The 16,786-nt window shown below is 62.4% G+C and carries 16 protein-coding genes and 1 pseudogene; 14 read left to right on the top strand and 3 right to left on the bottom strand.

Annotation, left to right across the window (positions count from 1 at the left end):
• Nucleotides 1–40 precede the first annotated feature (40 nt).
• From EJ074_RS10590 to EJ074_RS10605, 4 genes are all read left to right on the top strand, one after another.
• Complete coding sequence (locus tag EJ074_RS10590; RefSeq protein ID WP_129553295.1) at nt 41–487, top strand: pseudoazurin; 447 nt, start codon at nt 41–43, stop codon at nt 485–487.
• A gap of 279 nt (nt 488–766) precedes the next feature.
• On the top strand, nt 767–1,876 hold the full coding sequence (nirK, locus tag EJ074_RS10595; RefSeq protein ID WP_129553296.1) for a copper-containing nitrite reductase: 1,110 nt from the start codon (nt 767–769) through the stop codon (nt 1,874–1,876).
• Between the two features lie 63 nt (nt 1,877–1,939).
• Nucleotides 1,940–2,812: an SUMF1/EgtB/PvdO family nonheme iron enzyme gene (locus tag EJ074_RS10600; protein WP_129553297.1), complete on the top strand. Its 873-nt coding sequence runs from the start codon at nt 1,940–1,942 to the stop codon at nt 2,810–2,812.
• 23 nt (nt 2,813–2,835) lie between these two features.
• Nucleotides 2,836–3,285: a group III truncated hemoglobin gene (locus EJ074_RS10605; protein ID WP_129553298.1), complete on the top strand. Its 450-nt coding sequence runs from the start codon at nt 2,836–2,838 to the stop codon at nt 3,283–3,285.
• Between the two features lie 556 nt (nt 3,286–3,841).
• Here the strand turns inward: EJ074_RS10605 and hemN are convergent.
• On the bottom strand, nt 3,842–5,215 hold the full coding sequence (gene hemN, locus EJ074_RS10615; RefSeq protein ID WP_129553299.1) for an oxygen-independent coproporphyrinogen III oxidase: 1,374 nt from the start codon (nt 5,213–5,215) through the stop codon (nt 3,842–3,844).
• A gap of 146 nt (nt 5,216–5,361) precedes the next feature.
• Here hemN and EJ074_RS10620 point away from each other — a divergent pair, with 146 nt between their 5' ends.
• A complete protein-coding gene (locus EJ074_RS10620; RefSeq protein WP_129553300.1) occupies nt 5,362–6,090 on the top strand; it encodes a Crp/Fnr family transcriptional regulator in 729 nt (242 codons plus the stop codon).
• Nucleotides 6,091–6,133: 43 nt separating this feature from the next.
• On the opposite strand, the gene EJ074_RS10625 is transcribed toward EJ074_RS10620, so the two are convergent.
• Complete coding sequence (locus tag EJ074_RS10625) at nt 6,134–6,550, bottom strand: hemerythrin domain-containing protein (RefSeq protein ID WP_348627026.1); 417 nt, start codon at nt 6,548–6,550, stop codon at nt 6,134–6,136.
• A 238-nt stretch (nt 6,551–6,788) separates the two neighbouring features.
• Between EJ074_RS10625 and ccoN the strand changes: the two are divergent.
• The 9 genes and pseudogenes from ccoN (at nt 6,789) to EJ074_RS10670 (ending at nt 15,633) form a co-directional block, all read left to right on the top strand.
• Nucleotides 6,789–8,399: pseudogene (gene ccoN / locus EJ074_RS10630) on the top strand (cytochrome-c oxidase, cbb3-type subunit I).
• A gap of 10 nt (nt 8,400–8,409) precedes the next feature.
• Nucleotides 8,410–9,141 (top strand): cytochrome-c oxidase, cbb3-type subunit II, encoded by a 732-nt coding sequence (gene ccoO, locus EJ074_RS10635; protein ID WP_129553301.1) that lies wholly within the window; start codon nt 8,410–8,412, stop codon nt 9,139–9,141.
• Nucleotides 9,142–9,151: 10 nt separating this feature from the next.
• A complete protein-coding gene (locus tag EJ074_RS10640) occupies nt 9,152–9,301 on the top strand; it encodes a cbb3-type cytochrome c oxidase subunit 3 (protein WP_129553302.1) in 150 nt (49 codons plus the stop codon).
• Between the two features lies 1 nt (nt 9,302).
• A complete protein-coding gene (gene ccoP / locus EJ074_RS10645) occupies nt 9,303–10,166 on the top strand; it encodes a cytochrome-c oxidase, cbb3-type subunit III (protein ID WP_129553303.1) in 864 nt (287 codons plus the stop codon).
• Between the two features lie 174 nt (nt 10,167–10,340).
• Nucleotides 10,341–11,900 (top strand): cytochrome c oxidase accessory protein CcoG, encoded by a 1,560-nt coding sequence (gene ccoG / locus EJ074_RS10650; protein WP_165349907.1) that lies wholly within the window; start codon nt 10,341–10,343, stop codon nt 11,898–11,900.
• The gene (locus EJ074_RS10655; protein ID WP_129553304.1) at nt 11,897–12,412 is read left to right on the top strand and encodes a FixH family protein; all 516 of its coding nucleotides are present in this window, start codon (nt 11,897–11,899) and stop codon (nt 12,410–12,412) included. Before ccoG ends, EJ074_RS10655 begins: the two co-directional genes overlap by 4 nt.
• Nucleotides 12,409–14,700, top strand: a complete 2,292-nt coding sequence (locus tag EJ074_RS10660; RefSeq protein ID WP_129553305.1) for a cation-translocating P-type ATPase — start codon at nt 12,409–12,411, stop codon at nt 14,698–14,700. Before EJ074_RS10655 ends, EJ074_RS10660 begins: the two co-directional genes overlap by 4 nt.
• Nucleotides 14,697–14,849: a cbb3-type cytochrome oxidase assembly protein CcoS gene (gene ccoS, locus EJ074_RS10665; protein ID WP_129553306.1), complete on the top strand. Its 153-nt coding sequence runs from the start codon at nt 14,697–14,699 to the stop codon at nt 14,847–14,849. The genes EJ074_RS10660 and ccoS overlap by 4 nt, the downstream gene beginning before the upstream one ends.
• 103 nt (nt 14,850–14,952) lie before the next feature.
• Entirely contained in the window at nt 14,953–15,633 is a 681-nt protein-coding gene (locus tag EJ074_RS10670; RefSeq protein WP_348627005.1) for a CBS domain-containing protein, read from the top strand.
• A gap of 710 nt (nt 15,634–16,343) precedes the next feature.
• Here the strand turns inward: EJ074_RS10670 and EJ074_RS10680 are convergent.
• Nucleotides 16,344–16,706, bottom strand: coding sequence for a hypothetical protein (locus tag EJ074_RS10680; protein ID WP_207210064.1), 363 nt, complete (start codon nt 16,704–16,706; stop codon nt 16,344–16,346).
• Nucleotides 16,707–16,786: the final 80 nt, after the last annotated feature.

A 16,786-nucleotide genomic window follows, 5' to 3' on the forward strand; every position in this document is an offset into this window, starting at 1 on the left:
ACGGTTAGTGCCGTGGTGAAATTAAGAAAGGAATTCTCCAATGAAACTGCCCCTGATTGCCGCGGCGATCGCCTTGCTCTCAATCGCTGGCGCGGCAAATGCCGAAGAACACGTAGTGCAGATGCTGAACAAGGGCGAAAAAGGCTCGATGGTCTTCCAGCCCGCCTTTGTCCGGGCAGCACCCGGTGACACGATCAAGTTCGTTCCGACCGACAAGTCTCACAATGCCGAAAGCATCAAGGACATGATCCCCGACGGCGCCCAGCCGTTCAAGGGCAAGCCCAATGAGGAAGTGGACGTGACGCTGACCCAGGAAGGTGTCTACGGCGTGAAATGCGCTCCCCACTACGGCATGGGTATGGTGGCTCTGATCCTCGTCGGCAAGCCGGTCAACCTCTCCGCGGCGGAGGCCGTCAAGCAGGTCGGCAAGGCCAAGACCGTGTTCGCCGAACTGCTCGCCGAAGCGAGCAAGGTTGCGTCCAACTGACGTGACTTCCATGTGAGACTGCCTTCGGCAATGGCGGGCCGAAGGCACAGGCCGGGCAGACCAGGGGAGTGGTCTGTCCGGCCTTTTGTGTCGGCCATGCTATGCGATGGCCTCAGCGTGTGCTGGTTGCTGCCCTCTCTCCCGTTGCGACTCTTGGGCCACGCAAGCACCTCAAAAACAAATCATTTTAGGAGCACGGATTTGCGCCGGTGCAAAGAAGTATCCGCCGCAACCGCTATCCTAATGGCATCGAATGGTCGAAACCAAAGGGAGACTGAGATGCTTACCAGACGCGAGGCTTTGTTGGGTTCTGTTCTTACCGCAGCCGCAGTCGCTGCCACCGGCGCGACGCCGGTCATGGCGGGTGCCAAGGCACAGGATGTCGCCGGGCTGCCGCGCGAAAAGGTGACCCTGGTCGCGCCGCCTTTGGTGCACCCTCACGATCAGGTGGCCAAGGGAGGCCCCAAGGTCGTCGAGTTCACTATGACCATCGAGGAAAAGCCCATGGTCATCGACGCCGATGGCACGCAGCTGAACGCGATGACCTACAACGGCTCCATCCCAGGCCCGCTCATGGTTGTGCATGAGGGCGACTATCTCGAGCTCACGCTGATCAACCCCGACACCAACAGTCTCGCTCACAACATCGACTTTCATGCGGCGACGGGCGCTCTCGGCGGCGGTGCGCTGACGCTGATCAACCCCGGTGAGCAGGTGACGCTGCGCTTCAAGGCGACGCGAACCGGAACGTTCGTCTATCACTGCGCGCCTGGCGGGGCGATGATCCCCTGGCACGTCGTGTCGGGAATGAGCGGAGCGGTGATGGTGCTGCCCCGCGACGGTCTGAAGGACAACAAGGGCAAGGCCATCCGCTACGACCGCATCTACTACATCGGCGAGAACGACTTCTACATCCCTCGCGACGAGCAGGGTAAGTTCAAGAAATACGACTCCGTCGGTGACAACTACGACGACACCGTGAAGGTGATGCGTGGCCTGATCCCGACGCATGTCGTGTTCAACGGCGGCGCGGGATCGCTGATGGGCGACAACGCGATGAAGGCGAACGTCGGCGAGACCGTTCTCATCATTCACTCGCAGGCCAATCGCGACACGCGTCCGCACCTGATCGGCGGTCACGGTGACTTCGTCTGGGAAGGTGGCAAGTTCGCGAACCCACCTGCCAAGGACATGGAGACCTGGTTCATCCGCGGCGGTTCCGCAGGGGCGGCGCTCTACACATTCCTGCAGCCCGGCGTCTACGCCTACGTCAATCACAATCTGATCGAGGCAGTCGAACTCGGGGCGACCGCGCACTTCACGGTCGACGGAAAATGGGACGACGATCTGATGATGCAGATCGAAGCTCCCAGGGCGGTTGCCTCATAGCTGGAGGCCAAAAATCGCAGCGCAACCACTGGCGGTGGTTGCGCTGCCTCCCGGGAGTGCCACATGTCTTTCGATCCTGTCTTCACATTCGGAACTCTCGGGGCGGCTGCCCTTGTCGGTCTGGGCTTTAGCCAGACCATCAAAGAGCCCTCCTCGCAGTTTGGGGATCCGGTTGTCCTGAGTGAGCTGGTGGTCTTGGAACCGAGCTCCTTCAATCACCCGCTGCCCGGTGAATTCCTCAAGGACGGTCACCCGGCACCAGGACCGGTCCTGGAGGAGACCCTCCATGCGCCGCTGGAGATCATGAAGTTCCAGGTGACGGCGTTGGATTACGATCGCTGCGTCGCCGACGGCGTCTGCAAGCCTGCCGACTCGCGTCTCGCCGGCGATGTTCCGGTGACCGGCGTCAGCCTTTTCGATGCCGAAGCTTATGCGAAATGGCTGTCGGCGCGCACAGGTGAAGCGTGGCGGCTGCCGACCGACGCGGAGTGGGCCTATGCCGCCGGTGAGCGATTTCGGGGAGACATAGAGGCCGGCGAAGCCGATCCGGCGAACCCCGCGAAGCGGTGGCTCAAGCAGTATCGCAACGAGGCCGCGCTCGGTCGCAAACCGGATCCTGAGCCGCGGGCACGCGGCGCCTTCGGCCTCAACTCAAAGGGGGTTGCCGACATTGCCGGCAATGTCTGGGAGTGGACATCGACATGCTACACCCACACTTCGATCTCGAGCGACGGCGCCAGCATCGGCAGTTCGGTCGACAATTGCGGCGTGCATGTTGTCGAAGGTTTCCATCGAACCTACATGTCGAACTTCATCCGCGACGGCAAAAGCGGCGGTTGCGCGGTCGGCACGCCGCCCGACAATCTCGGCTTCCGGCTCGTCCGTGATCGCCGCGGTTTCCTTCAGGCCGCCCTTCACCGCCTGGGCTTGACCTGATTGCTCGAGAAACAAGGAACGTGATGATTTCAAAGTCAGTCTTGCTTGACCGGGTTCGCCCTGCCGCCGAGGCGTCGCTGGAGCGCCCCGGCGTCGATCGGCAGTCGATCGGAGCGCTGGTCCGCCAATTCTATGCAAGGGTGCGGAAGGACCAACGCCTCGGACCGATCTTCGCCCGCGAGATCACCGGTGATTGGGAGCCTCATCTGGACAAGATGACGGACTTCTGGTGTTCCGTCGTCTTGAAGAGCGGCGACTATCATGGGCGGCCGGTGCCGGCTCACCTGAAGCTGAAGGATGTCACCGAAGCAGACTTCGCCATCTGGTTGGCCCTCTTTGCCGAAACGGCGGCTGAACTGTTCGCTCCCGAAACCGCGGCGGTGTTCGTCGAACGCGCCGAACGGATAGCGACGAGCCTGAAGCTCGCCATGTTCTTTCGCCTTGGTCCTGCCCCAAACCCGGGTGGCGCATAAGGTCGACCTGGCAGGCGCCGCCGAGCCATGCAGTCGTCTTAAGAACCTGGACCGGGCTTGATTTTGCGCAAGGATCGCGACCGTCGCTGCCCTTAGTTTCCTCGGATGATCCTTAATCTTTGCCTCGGCACCGTGGTGATCAGCCTGACCGTCCTGATCCACACTTTCGGTCTCATCGCTGTCACCCATGCGATGGCGCGCCTGGTCGACCGCTTCCGCATGCATGGCCGGCGCAGTCGCATCGCGGCAATGATCAGCGTCGTGGTGGGGCTCTTTGCCATCATCACCACCGAAGTGTGGCTGTGGGCAGGGGTATATCTGACGGTCGGCGTGTTGCCGGACTTCGAGACCGCTCTATTTTTCCACCATCACCTTTTCGACGGTTGGCTATGGCGATGTGGTGCCGGCGCACGGATGGCGCGTCCTGGCAGCCCTGGAAGGCGTGAACGGGTTTTTGCTGATCGGCTGGTCGACCGCCTATCTGATCGCTGCCGGAACCCGCATCGGCCCCTTCAGGGTCGGCGAGCACTTCTGAACCGCGGCTTGCTGGCGCTGGTCACACGGCCACCGAATGCTTGCCGGTCCCGTTTCCGAGGTACTTGTCGAACCTTGCCGCCACCGTCCTGACCAGCGGCCAGTTGTCTCTCGGCACGACGAAGTGCTCGCCATCGAGCGCAAGCATGCTGCCGCCGTCGTCGACGGCAACGCTGCTTGCCTTGAGCAGCAGCTTCCGTCCGACTTCGCCGAAACGTTCGACGAGTTCGACGGCTGAAAACGAGAAGTGGCACATCAGGCGCTCGATGATCCAGCCTCGCGCCAGATCGTCGACGCTGAACTCGATGCCGCGCGCGGTCGCCAAATGACCCGCGTTCACGGCCTTCTCATACTCTCCGGTCGCAACAATGTTCTGGGCGTAACCCCGGCGGTACCGGCTGATCGCCGAAGGGCCAAGGCCGATGAGAGTATCGCACCCATCCTCGGTATAACCCTGGAAATTGCGGCGTATCGTGCCGGCGCGCGCCGAGACCGCGAGTGAATCGGCCGGCTTGGCGAAATGATCGAGACCCATGGCCTCGTAGCCGGCATCCACGATCATCCGCGAGGCGAGCTGCGATTGCGCCAGACGTGCCTCGGATTCGGGCAGCCAGGCCTCGTCGATCATCGTCTGATGCTTCTTGAACCAGGGCACGTGCGCGTAGCCGAACAGTGCAATTCGGTCCGGATGCAGTGTCAGCGCCTGGGTCACGGTGGAGGCGACGCTTTCCAGCGTCTGGTGCGGCAATCCGTAGAGCAGGTCGAGATTGACGGAATCTATGCCGCGCTGGCGGATGCCTTCGATCACATCGCGCGTCAGCTCGAAGCTCTGCTCGCGGTTGATCGCCTTCTGCACCTTCGGATCGAAGTCCTGAACGCCAAGACTCGCCCTCGTCATGCCGATCGCGGCGAACGCATCCAGGCGGCCTTCATCCATGTCGTTGGGGTCGATCTCGACGCTGAGGCTGGCGTTGTCAAGAAAATCGAATTGATCGCGCAATGCTTTTCCAAGCGCCAGGATGTCTGCGGGCTTCAGCATGGTCGGGGAGCCGCCGCCGAAGTGAACGGTACGAACCCTGCCCTTGCCGCTCACCAGGCCGGCTATCGTCCCGATCTCACGATGCAGCGAGCGAAGGAAAGTCGCGACAGGCGCATAATGGCGTGTCTGCTTGGTGTGGCAGGCACAGAACCAGCACAGCCTGTCGCAATACGGAATGTGCAGGTAGAGCGATATCTCGTCGCCGGCTGCGATGGCATTGATCCACCCGCGTACCGTTGTGGCGTCGACCGCTGAATGAAAATGCGGCGCGGTCGGGTAGCTCGTGTAGCGCGGCACGTTCTCTGCCAGCTTGGCTGTGAGAGCGGGGCGCGAGTCGTTGGCGGCTGTCTGTTGCATGGCCGGCAAACTAGCCGCTCCACCGCGCTGGACCTTGATCCTGATCAAGCCGCCGGCGGCGTGGACAAACTGCCGCAACATGTTGCGAAGCGACGGTGATATCCTGTGCGTGTCCCGGACTTCGGGTGATGACTTCAGGCAACGCAATGACGATCAGACAGGATATCCACAGCGCCGGCATCCCTGTGCTTTGCCAATCCTGCGAAGCGCGTCATCGCGGCGTGTGCGGCGCGCTCGACGCTGACCAGTTGATCGAATTGGCCAAGACTTCGTCGAGGCGAAGCGTTTCACCCGGCGTCGAGCTGGTCGGCGATGCCGAAGTGATTGAAAGCTATGCCAACGTGCTTTCGGGAGTGGTCAAGCTGACGAAAAGCCTTTCCGACGGCCGGCAGCAGATCGTCGGTCTTCAGTTCGCGCCGGATTTTCTCGGAAGGCCTTTCAAGACCGAAAGTGCGATCAACGCCGAGGCCGCGACGGAGGTGTCGCTGTGTTCTTTTCCAAGAACCGTGATCGAGCGGATGATGAGGGACTCGCCGGAGCTGGAACATCGCCTGCTCCGGCAGGCGCTGAACGAGCTTGACGAAGCACGCAGCTGGATGGTGACGCTGGGACGCAAGACCGCGGCGGAAAAGGTCGCCAGCTTCCTTCTGATGATCGCCAAGAACATCGATCCGGCCGTCGATCCCACGGTGAAGTCGGCGAGCTTCGACCTGCCGCTGACGCGCGCCGACATCGCCGATTTCCTCGGACTGACGATCGAGACTGTGAGCCGCCAGCTTACGAGATTGCGAACCGACGGCGTGATCCGGATCGAGAACAACCGGCATGTCACGGTGGAAAGCACGAGCCGACTGGAACAGCGCTGCGGCGACTGAAACGCGTGGGCGACTCCGTTGGCGATGCCTCAGTCGAGGGACGTTAGAAGCCGCCTAGTCCGATCCTCGGCAGAATGTGTTCGCGTTCGAACGCGATGTGGCGGCGCACGCTTTCGAAGAAGCCACGCAGCATGAAACCGACGGCCTCAGCATTCTCGATCCTGTCGCCATGGCCGATCGCCAGAAGCGCCTCGGTCAACTCGTCCGCGTAGCATTCATCCTCGAGATGCTCCGCGCGCAACCGGTTGGTGGACGCCAGCTTGGACTCGGCCAGGGTGAGAGCCGCCTCATAGGCCGGGAAGACGACCGTCTCCTCGTAGCGATGGATCTCTCGCAGCAGTGGAACGATGGTGTTGGCCACGCCGAGGCATTGTAGACGGTCGACGTTCGGCAGGGCGTCGGCCAATTTCTCGAGCGCGTCGCAGAGCCGCAGCTTTTCCCGATGCGCACGTCTCATCATAGCGCTTGGCACGGCCTGATCACCGAACCCATCTTCCGGTGACACATGGTCGCGGCATCCCCAAGGCGACGTGCCGGCGTGCCCTTTTTCGTTCAACGACCGCCTCCTGATCGAACCGGACTCGAGGCTGCCCAAACCGAAACGACGGGGCTTTGACTTAAATCAAGGCCGATTGTCTCCGATTGCGGAATTCATGCGGGCGTCGGCATCCGCCGGAATTCGAGATCGGGGACTTGCGATGAGATTTGGCACGGAGATCGTTCTTCTGAGCCTTTTTGCTTTTGCGGCGCTTGTGGCCGCCGGCTTCGGCGTGGACGAACCTTTTCGTCAGCACATGTGGGTTTTGTTCTTCATTGTCGCTGGCTTCACTGTGATCCTGTTGCGCCACACGGATTTCAAGCCGGCGACGCCGGTTGACCCCGAGGCTTACATGGATGGGCCGGTCCGCTACGGCGCCATCGCAACCATGTTCTGGGGCGTCGTCGGCATGTTGGTCGGCGTGATTATCGCGCTTCAGCTCGCCTATCCCGACCTCAACGTCGCGCCCTGGTTCAATTTCGGCCGCCTGCGCCCCGTTCACACATCGGGTGTCGTCTTCGCCTTCGGCGGCAACGCGCTTCTGTGCACCTCGCTCTACGTGGTGCAGCGCACTTGCCGCGCTCGCTTGTTCGGGGGCGATCTGGCCTGGTTCGTCTTCTGGGGCTACCAGCTCTTCATCGTCATGGCTGCGACCGGCTATCTGCTCGGCATCACCGAAGCCCGCGAATATGCCGAGCCCGAATGGTATGTCGATCTCTGGTTGACCATCGTGTGGGTCGCCTATCTCGTGCTCTTCCTCGGCACCATTCTGAAGCGCAAGGAACCGCACATCTACGTCGCCAACTGGTTCTACCTGTCCTTCATCGTCACCATCGCCATGCTGCACGTCGTCAACAATCTGTCGATGCCGGCCTCATTCCTGGGATCGAAGAGTTATTCGGCTTTTTCCGGCGTCCAGGATGCGCTGACCCAGTGGTGGTATGGCCACAATGCGGTCGGCTTCTTCCTCACCGCCGGGTTCCTCGGCATGATGTACTACTTCGTGCCGAAGCAGGTGAACCGGCCGGTCTATTCCTACCGCCTTTCGATCATCCACTTCTGGGCACTGATCTTCCTGTACATCTGGGCAGGCCCGCATCACCTTCACTACACCGCCCTGCCCGACTGGGCCCAGACGCTCGGCATGGTGTTCTCCATCATGCTGTGGATGCCCTCATGGGGCGGCATGATCAACGGCCTGATGACCCTCTCCGGGGCCTGGGACAAGATCCGCACCGATCCGATCATCCGCATGATGGTCGCGGCCATCGCCTTCTACGGCATGTCCACCTTCGAAGGTCCGATGATGTAGATCAAGGCGGTCAACTCGCTGTCCCACTACACGGACTGGACCATCGGCCACGTCCATTCGGGCGCGCTCGGCTGGGTCGGCCTGATCTCGTTCGGCGCCATCTACTACATGGTGCCGAAACTGTGGAACCGTCAGCGGCTCTATTCGCTGCGGCTGGTGACCTGGCACTTCTGGCTGGCGGCACTCGGTATCGTCGTCTACGCGGCGGTGATGTGGGTCTCGGGCATCATGCAGGGCCTGATGTGGCGCGAGTACGACGAGCAGGGTTTCCTCGTCTATTCCTTCGCCGAGACGGTCGCTGCCATGCACCCCTACTACGTCATGCGCGCAACGGGCGGCGCGATGTATCTCGCCGGCGCCCTGATCATGGCATGGAACATCACCATGACCATCCTCGGCTACCAGCGCGAGGAACAACCTCTGCCGGGCTCCGCGCCCGCCCTCCAGCCTGCCGAATAAGGAGCCGAAAATGGGCTTGATGGACAAACACGCGCTCATCGAGAGGAACGCCACGCTTCTTCTCGTCGGGTCTCTGCTCGTCGTGACCATTGGCGGCATTGTCGAGATCGCGCCGCTCTTCTACCTCGACAACACGATCGAGAAGGTCGAGGGCTTGCGACCCTATTCGCCGCTCGAGCTTGCCGGACGTGACATCTATATCCGCGAGGGCTGTTATCTCTGCCACAGCCAGATGATCCGGCCGTTCCGCGACGAGGTCGAGCGCTATGGCCATTACAGCCTGGCGGCCGAGTCGATGTACGACCACCCGTTCCAGTGGGGGTCGAAGCGCACCGGCCCCGACCTGGCGCGCGTCGGTGATCGCTATTCCAACGGATGGCACGTCCAGCACCTCGCCGACCCGCGCTCGGTGGTGCCGGAATCGATCATGCCCAGCTATGCCTTCCTGAAGGACACGCCGATCGACGTGAGGGACTTCTCCACCCATCTGGTGGCGAACCGGCGCGTCGGCGTTCCCTACTCGGACGACATGATCGCCGATGCCAATGCGGATCTGTTGGCGCAGGCGGACCCCAATGCCGACACGTCGGGTCTCGAAGCGCGTTACCCGAAGGCCAAGATCGGCGACTTCGACGGCAATCCGCAGCAGGTCACCGAAATGGACGCCCTGGTCGCGTACCTGCAGATGCTCGGAACCCTGGTCGACTTCAAGACCTACGACGAAGCCGCCGGCTACCGCTGAGGAGGGGCCCATGGATTACAATCTGATGCGGGAATTCGCCGACAGCTGGGGCCTGCTCGCCATGGCGCTGTTCTTCGTCGGCTGTATCGCCTTCGCGCTCCGTCCTGGCGGCAAGCCGCAGGCAGACGAAGCCGCGCGCATTCCACTCAAGGACGACTGACATGAGCAACGAGCATATCGACGACGTCTCGGGTATCTCGACGACGGGTCACGAGTGGGATGGAATCAGGGAGCTCAACAATCCGCTACCGCGGTGGTGGGTGATCTGCTTCTACATTACGATCGCCTGGGCGCTCGCGTATACGATTGCTTATCCGGCCTGGCCGATGCTCAGTTCCGCCACTCGAGGGGTGCTGGGTTTTTCGAGCCGCAATGACGTGAAGATCGAAATGGCCGCCGCGGAAGCCGCCAAGGCCAAATATGTCGCGGCGATCGAGTCGAAGACCGTTTCCGAAGTCGCTGGCGACGATGCCTTGCGCGAGTTTGCAGTCGCGGCCGGCGGCGCCGCCTTCAAGGTCAATTGCGTTCAGTGCCACGGCTCGGGCGCCCAAGGCTCCCAGGGCTTCCCCAATCTCAACGACGACGACTGGCTGTGGGGGGGCACCGCGGAGCAAATCCAGCAGACGATCATGCACGGCATCCGTTTCGCGTCCGACCCCGATACCCGGCAGTCGGAGATGACTGCCTTTGGCGATGTCATCACCTCGGACCAGATCCGGCAGGTCAGCGCCTATGTGGCCAGCCTGTCGGGAGCCGTCCAGGACGCAAGTTTGATCGAGCCAGGCGCCAAGGTGTTCAAGGAAAACTGTGTGGCCTGCCACGGCGAGAATGCAAAGGGCAACAAGGAGTTCGGCGCCCCCGATCTGACGGACGCGATCTGGCTCTATGGATCCGGCGAGAACAACATTGCCGCCCAGGTCCGCGCCCCCAGGCACGGCGTCATGCCGGCCTGGGCCGGGCGGCTTGGGGAGACGACGGTCAAGGAACTGGCGCTTTATGTCCATTCGCTTGGGGGCGGGAAATAGGAACGGGGTCTAGTTCCCGGCCCTGGACCGTACAAGCGACGGGGCCCGGCCAAGCCGGGCCTCGACTTGTCTTCCATCGGCAGATTCTTGACCTGCATCAACGCGCGACGATGAGACCTGCGGCAAGACTGCGCGATGAAAGCGGCACCTTCCCTGCCGCCATCGGAGATGCACGTGCTGGACCAAACGCAGGTAGAACGGCTCGAGGCCGAAGCGGTCAATTCCGCCAAGACGCGGCAGCCTCTCTACGCCGCGCGCAAGAAGATCTTTCCGAAGCGCGCCTCCGGCCGATTCCGCCAGTTCAAATGGCTGGTGATGGCGATCACGCTCGGCATTTACTACCTGACGCCATGGCTGCGTTGGGACCGCGGAGCCTTCGCGCCCGACCAGGCCGTTCTCATCGATCTGGCGAACCGGCGCTTCTACTTCTTCTTCATCGAGATCTGGCCGCAGGAATTCTACTACGTTGCCGGCCTTCTGATGATGGCGGGCGTCGGCCTTTTCCTCGTCACGTCAACGGTCGGACGTGCCTGGTGCGGCTATGCCTGTCCGCAGACCGTCTGGGTAGACCTGTTCCTGGTCGTGGAACGCGCCATCGAGGGTGACCGCAATGCCCGTATGAAGCTGGACGCTGCACCCTGGACGGCTCGCAAGCTCTCCCTGCGTACGATCAAGCACACCATCTGGTTGATCATCGGAGCGGCCACCGGCGGCGCCTGGATCTTCTACTTCGCCGATGCGCCGAAACTGCTCGGCGAAGTCTTCACCGGCACCGCCGCGCCCGTCGCCTATGTCACGATCGCCGTCCTGACCGCCACCACTTACGTTTTCGGCGGGCTGATGCGCGAGCAGGTCTGCACCTACATGTGCCCTTGGCCGCGCATTCAGGCCGCCATGCTCGACGAAAATTCGCTGACCGTGACCTATAACGACTGGCGCGGCGAACCGCGTTCGCGCCATGCCAAGAAGGCGCTCGCCTCGGGACAACCGGTCGGTGACTGCGTCGACTGCAACGCCTGCGTCGCCGTCTGTCCTATGGGCATCGACATCCGCGACGGCCAGCAGCTGGAGTGCATCACCTGCGCGCTTTGCATCGACGCCTGCGACAGCGTCATGGACAAGCTCGGCCGCGAGCGCGGGCTGATCTCCTATGCAACGTTGGCGGACTACAATGCCAACATGGCGGTGGCGACGGCCGGCGGCAGCAGCCCTGTCACTCCGGCGCTTGTCAGGACACCGAGCGGCGCTTTCGCCGAAGGACTGGCGCATTTCCATCTGGGCAAGATCTTCCGGCTGCGTACCTTCATCTATCTCGGTGCATGGTCGGCGATCGGGCTGGCCCTCGTTTATTCGCTGCTGACGCGCGAGCGGCTGGAACTGAACGTGCTGCACGACAGAAATCCGCAGTTCGTGACGCTTTCGGACGGTTCGATCCGCAACGGCTATACCGTCAAGCTGCTCAACATGATCCCCGAGCCGAGGACGATCGAGGTCACTTTGCAGGGGCTCGACGGCGGCGACATGAGCATCGTCGGCATCGACCAACCCGCGAGCCGCTCCTTTGCCGTTCAGGTCGAACCCGATCGGCTCAAGGTGCTCAAGGTTTTCGTTCGCCAACCCGCGAAGCTGATCAGGGAGCCGGTGCAGAGCTTCGAGTTCCGCATCGATGACAAGGCAGGGTCCGAATCCGCCGAATACACCGCCAGTTTCAACGCGCCGGAGAAGGCCAAATGAGGACCGATACGCAAAAGCCGCGCGAGTTCACCGGCAGACACATGCTGATCTCCATTCTCACCTTCTTCGCGGTCGTGATCGGAGTGAACCTGACCATGGCAACGCTCGCCCGCAGGACTTGGACCGGCCTGGTCGTCGAGAACACTTATGTTGCCAGCCAGCAGTTCAACGAGCGGGCCAAGGAAGGACGATCTCAGGCAGCACTTGGCTGGAAAGGCACGTTGACGATAGCCGGAGGCGACGTCCGCTATGGCCTCGTCGACGCCCAGGGAAAGCCGGTGCCGTTGCACGGCGTCAGGGTGCTGTTTCGGCATCCGGCTTACGAGACCGAGGACAAGGCCGTGACGCTCGCCGCATCTTCCGCAGGCGGTCCCGCGAAGACAGCGGAATTTACCGCTCGTCACACGCCCAAGGACGGCGTCTGGATCGTCGAGATCGACGCCGATGCCGGCCTCGCCGAACCCTATCGCGACGTCCGCCGCGTCATCGTTTCCAAGGGAGCACTAAAATGAGCTGCTGTGCGCCGGGTGTCGAAATGGCCCTCGATTTCAGCGACGCAACGACCGTGCTGCCATCCAGCGCCGAGATCAGGCTGGCAAGTCGCTCGCTGGGTGGCAACCTTTGCCAGACGGACCTCTCGGTGCCGTCGGTCCATTGCGCCCTCTGCATACAGACGATCGAGACCGCCCTGGCGAAGCTGGAGCATGTCGAAGGCGCTCGCGTCAACTTGTCCACCAGACGCGTGTCGATCCGCTGGCGCGGCGCCTCGGTCCCGCCCTTCTTCGCGACGCTGGCGCGCCTTGGCTATCAGGCGCACCTCTTCGATCCGGACAGCGGCGCGAAAGACAGAACCTTGTCGGAGCTGATCCGGGCAGTCGCCGTATCCGGGTTTGCCGCGGGCAACATCATGCTGCTGTCGGTCTCAATCTGGTCCGGCGCCGGGGGCGCAACGCGCGACCTGTTCCATTGGCTGTCCGCGCTGATCGCAATTCCCGCCCTCGCCTTCGCCGGCGGAATCTACTTCCGCTCGGCCTGGAATGCGTTGCGCCACGGCCGCATGAACATGGACGTGCCGATCGCGGTCGGCATCTCGCTCGCTTATGCCATGAGCCTTTACGAGACCATCAACCACGGCGATCACGCCTATTTCGATGCGTCCGTTTCGCTGCTGTTCTTCCTGCTGATCGGCCGCACTTTGGACCACGTGATGCGCGAACGGGCACGCACTGCCGTGAATGGCCTGTCCCGGATGGCCGCGCGCGGTGCCATCGTGCTGCGCAGCGACGGCAGCCGCGACTATTTGCCGGTCGGCGAAATCGAGCCGGACATGCATCTCATCATCGCTGCCGGTGAACGCATCCCCGTCGACGGTGTGGTTCTTCACGGAACGTCGGACCTCGACTGCGCCCTGGTTTCCGGTGAGAGCAAGCCGAGGACGGTAAGCTCGGGCGAGCCGATTCAGGCCGGCACGCTCAATCTGACCGGACCGCTGACGATGCAGACGACGGCCGCCGCCAAGGATTCCTTCCTGGCGGAGATGGTCCGGCTGATGGAAGCAGCCGAAGGCGGCCGCTCGCAATATCGAAGGATCGCCGATCGTGTTTCGGCACTCTATGCGCCGGTCGTGCATCTGACGGCCCTGGTGACGTTCCTTGGCTGGATGGTTGCGACAGGCGACTGGCACTTGGCGATGACGATCGCCATTGCCGTCCTCATCATCACCTGTCCCTGTGCCCTGGGTCTGGCCGTCCCGATCGTGCAGGTGGTCGCGGCGCGGCGGCTTTTCGAGAACGGTGTGATGGTCAAGGACGGCTCCGCCATGGAGCGACTGGCCGCGATCGACACGGCACTGTTCGACAAGACTGGAACGCTGACGCTTGGGCAGCCGCGGCTGGTCAATGCCGCATCTATCGATCCGACCATGCTGGCGATAGCGGCCGACATAGCAGCGCATTCCCGCCATCCATTCTCCAGGGCCATAGCCGGTTTCGGCGGATTTTCTGGCCAACCCAGGCTCGATTGCATCAGCGAGCACCCAGGTTTCGGCATCGAGGCAGTCACCGAGGACGCCACCTGGCGCCTCGGCCGCCGCGGGTGGGCCGGGTGGAAGGCGCGTACCGGCGGCGAAGGCAGATATGGCGGTTTTGGCGGCACCGTGCTTTCGAAGAACGGAGCGATCGTCGCCTCCTTCGCTTTCGAGGACGCCGCGCGCTCCGACGCCGCGACGGCAATCGGACAATTGAAGGCAGTCGGCGTAGCGGTCGAGATGCTGTCCGGCGATACGGCCAATGCCTGCGCCGAAGTAGCCGGGAGCTTGGGGATAGAGGACTTCGTGCCTGCGCTTCTTCCGGCCGGCAAGGTCGAGCGCATCGAGGTGCTGACGCGGACCGGCCACAAGGTGCTGATGGTGGGCGACGGCCTCAACGACACGCCGGCGCTCGGTGCCGCGCATGTCTCCATGGCTCCCGCTACCGCCGCCGATGTCGGCCGCAATGCCGCCGATTTCGTGTTCCTGCGCGAAAGCCTCCTGGCAGTCCCCCTTGCCCTTGACGTCTCGCGCCAGGCGGGCCGGCTGATCCGGCAAAACATCGCAATCGCGATCGTCTACAACGCTTTTGCCGTGCCGATTGCCATAATGGGGCTGGTCACCCCACTCATCGCGGCAATTGCGATGTCCGCCTCCTCGCTTCTGGTGATCGCAAATGCCCTGCGCCTTCAGGGCTTCAAGAAAGCGGCATCGGCAGGAGGCGCGCCGCATGACCGGCGCGCACGGCTCGGCGCCCAGGTTCATTCCCAATGAGCACCCTCGTCTATCTCATCCCGGTTGCGCTCCTTCTCGGCGGGCTCGGGCTGGCTGGGTTTCTATGGGCGCTGAGAAGCGGCCAGTATGAGGATCTCGATGGCGCGGCCGAGCGCATTTTGATCGACCGCGATGAACGGCTGAAGTGAATTCGCCGCCTGGATTCTGACGCAGATCAATGACGCGACCGGCCAGGCATAGGACAAAGGCCAGTGCCAAGAGTAGGAGACAAGGATGCTGGCGCAGACGATAATGACAACACCCGTCGTCACGGTCGACCCGGCCGCCTCGATTGCTGCCGCGGTGGAGTTGATGCTGTCGAAGAAGATAAGCTGCCTGCCGGTCCTCGGTACCGACGGAACGCTGGCGGGCATCATCAGCGAAGGCGATTTCCTGCGTCGAGGCGAGCTCGGCATCCAGCGCACCCGCGCACACTGGCTGGAATTCTTGGTCGGCCCCGGCAGGATTGCCGAGGAATATGTTCGCGCAAACGGGCGTCGGGTCGAGGAGGTGATGACAACCGATGTCGTCTCGGCGCCGCCGAGTGCCTCGCTTGCCCAGATCGTCGAACTGATGGCCCGCCACGACATCAAGAACGTGCCGATCGTCGAGCGTGGCAAGCTTTTCGGCATCATCACACGCTCGGACCTTTTGCGCGCTCTGGTTCGTGTCCTGCCGAAGACGGGCGCGACGACCGCCGATGACGAGTTGATCCGCAGGAGCGTCGTCGCTGAATTGCAGAGCCAATGCTGGAGTGGTGGCGACTTGCTCGGCGTGACGGTGGACAACGGGGCTGTCGAATTGAATGGCGCGATCTTTGACGAGCGCCAGCGCAAGGCGGCGGTCGTGGCGGCCGAAAACGTCGCCGGCGTGAAGGCGATCAAGGACAGCCTGTTCTGTGCGGAACCATTTTCGATGGTGCTTGTCTCCTAGAAGGATGCCTGCCGGAGCCACACCGCGGTTCCGGTCGGGGCTAGCTGGCCGCCAACGGGATCAGTGGTCCGAGAGACAAGACGGCGAATGCTATCAGCGCTGCGCCAGCAACCCTGTCAACCGTGGTACGGCCCCCGCTGAACCTGCCGCCAAGCAGGATCCAAAAGGTTTCCCGTGACAGCCGTGGTCGCCAGCAGCACGACCCAGTACACACCCAGCGCCTGGGGCTCGGCGTCCGTCGGCACAATTGCCAGGCAATAAATCAATCCCTTCGGATTGATGGCACTTGTCGTCAAAACTGAAATGGCGTCGGCCTTTTTGGATGTGTGGCGCCAACGCCAGACATCAGACGCAGGCCAAGAACAACCAGCCATCCGGCTGCAACCAGCTCGATCATCAGGACGGCGCCGGGCGACCCCAAAGGACGAAGCGAACACCAGCAGGCGGATGCGACCCCGTACCCGCATTCCTGAGCGATCAAAGGGCGATCGCTTTCTCTCGCTTGACCGCTCCCGGCGTCAAGAGAGAATTGGTCGGCCCTGGCGCGGCAAAAAGCAGAAATGCTTCAAGAAAATGCAGACTGTTCAAGCTGTTTCGTCCCGTGGATATCGGGCAAAGTCTTGGACAGGAACCAGCTGGCAGTCACCCGGCGGAGATTGATGATCCGGCAAGGCTCTGACGAGAGTCACCGCAAGCGAGAACCTCCGCGATCAATAGGTCGGCAAGGCATCAGACAAGGCCCTGCGTGCTTCCCGGCTGTCCTTCCAGGCGACACGGCATTGGCCGCACGAGCGCGCGTCGGGCCGCATATGCGTTGTCTCCATTCGCTGCTGACCGAGGGCGGGACAAGCTTCTCGAATGTCTCGCGCAGTTCGGCGAGACGTTTCTCGATCTCGAGGCGCTGGATCGCACTGGACCAAGCCTTCTCCCGTAGCGACCAACGGCGGAACGTCGGCGGCAGCGAGGCCGATCAGGTGACCATCGAAGCGCTGCGCGAGCTCTGTTGCCAGATTGACGATCGCCACCGGGTTTGCATCAACGGCTAGGTTGACGACCATCGTTTTGTAGGACATTCGGGCACCTCGCCTGAAAGCGGAATGCATCCTCATTTGCATTCTGCGAAGGGCTGATGCCGATCAAAGTCAAAGCAGCT

The sequence above is a fragment of the Mesorhizobium sp. M3A.F.Ca.ET.080.04.2.1 genome (assembly GCF_003952525.1).
In the GTDB taxonomy this organism is placed as follows: Bacteria; Pseudomonadota; Alphaproteobacteria; order Rhizobiales; family Rhizobiaceae; genus Mesorhizobium.

Coding starts and splice junctions, on each gene's coding strand:
- EJ074_RS10590 (WP_129553295.1), top strand. CDS start 41: ATGAAACTGCCCCTGATTGCCGCGGCGATCGCCTTGCTCTCAATCGCT.
- nirK (WP_129553296.1), top strand. CDS start 767: ATGCTTACCAGACGCGAGGCTTTGTTGGGTTCTGTTCTTACCGCAGCC.
- EJ074_RS10600 (WP_129553297.1), top strand. CDS start 1,940: ATGTCTTTCGATCCTGTCTTCACATTCGGAACTCTCGGGGCGGCTGCC.
- EJ074_RS10605 (WP_129553298.1), top strand. CDS start 2,836: ATGATTTCAAAGTCAGTCTTGCTTGACCGGGTTCGCCCTGCCGCCGAG.
- hemN (WP_129553299.1), bottom strand. CDS start 5,215: ATGCAACAGACAGCCGCCAACGACTCGCGCCCCGCTCTCACAGCCAAG.
- EJ074_RS10620 (WP_129553300.1), top strand. CDS start 5,362: ATGACGATCAGACAGGATATCCACAGCGCCGGCATCCCTGTGCTTTGC.
- EJ074_RS10625 (WP_348627026.1), bottom strand. CDS start 6,550: ATGATGAGACGTGCGCATCGGGAAAAGCTGCGGCTCTGCGACGCGCTC.
- ccoO (WP_129553301.1), top strand. CDS start 8,410: ATGGGCTTGATGGACAAACACGCGCTCATCGAGAGGAACGCCACGCTT.
- EJ074_RS10640 (WP_129553302.1), top strand. CDS start 9,152: ATGGATTACAATCTGATGCGGGAATTCGCCGACAGCTGGGGCCTGCTC.
- ccoP (WP_129553303.1), top strand. CDS start 9,303: ATGAGCAACGAGCATATCGACGACGTCTCGGGTATCTCGACGACGGGT.
- EJ074_RS10655 (WP_129553304.1), top strand. CDS start 11,897: ATGAGGACCGATACGCAAAAGCCGCGCGAGTTCACCGGCAGACACATG.
- EJ074_RS10660 (WP_129553305.1), top strand. CDS start 12,409: ATGAGCTGCTGTGCGCCGGGTGTCGAAATGGCCCTCGATTTCAGCGAC.
- ccoS (WP_129553306.1), top strand. CDS start 14,697: ATGAGCACCCTCGTCTATCTCATCCCGGTTGCGCTCCTTCTCGGCGGG.
- EJ074_RS10670 (WP_348627005.1), top strand. CDS start 14,953: ATGACAACACCCGTCGTCACGGTCGACCCGGCCGCCTCGATTGCTGCC.
- EJ074_RS10680 (WP_207210064.1), bottom strand. CDS start 16,706: ATGTCCTACAAAACGATGGTCGTCAACCTAGCCGTTGATGCAAACCCG.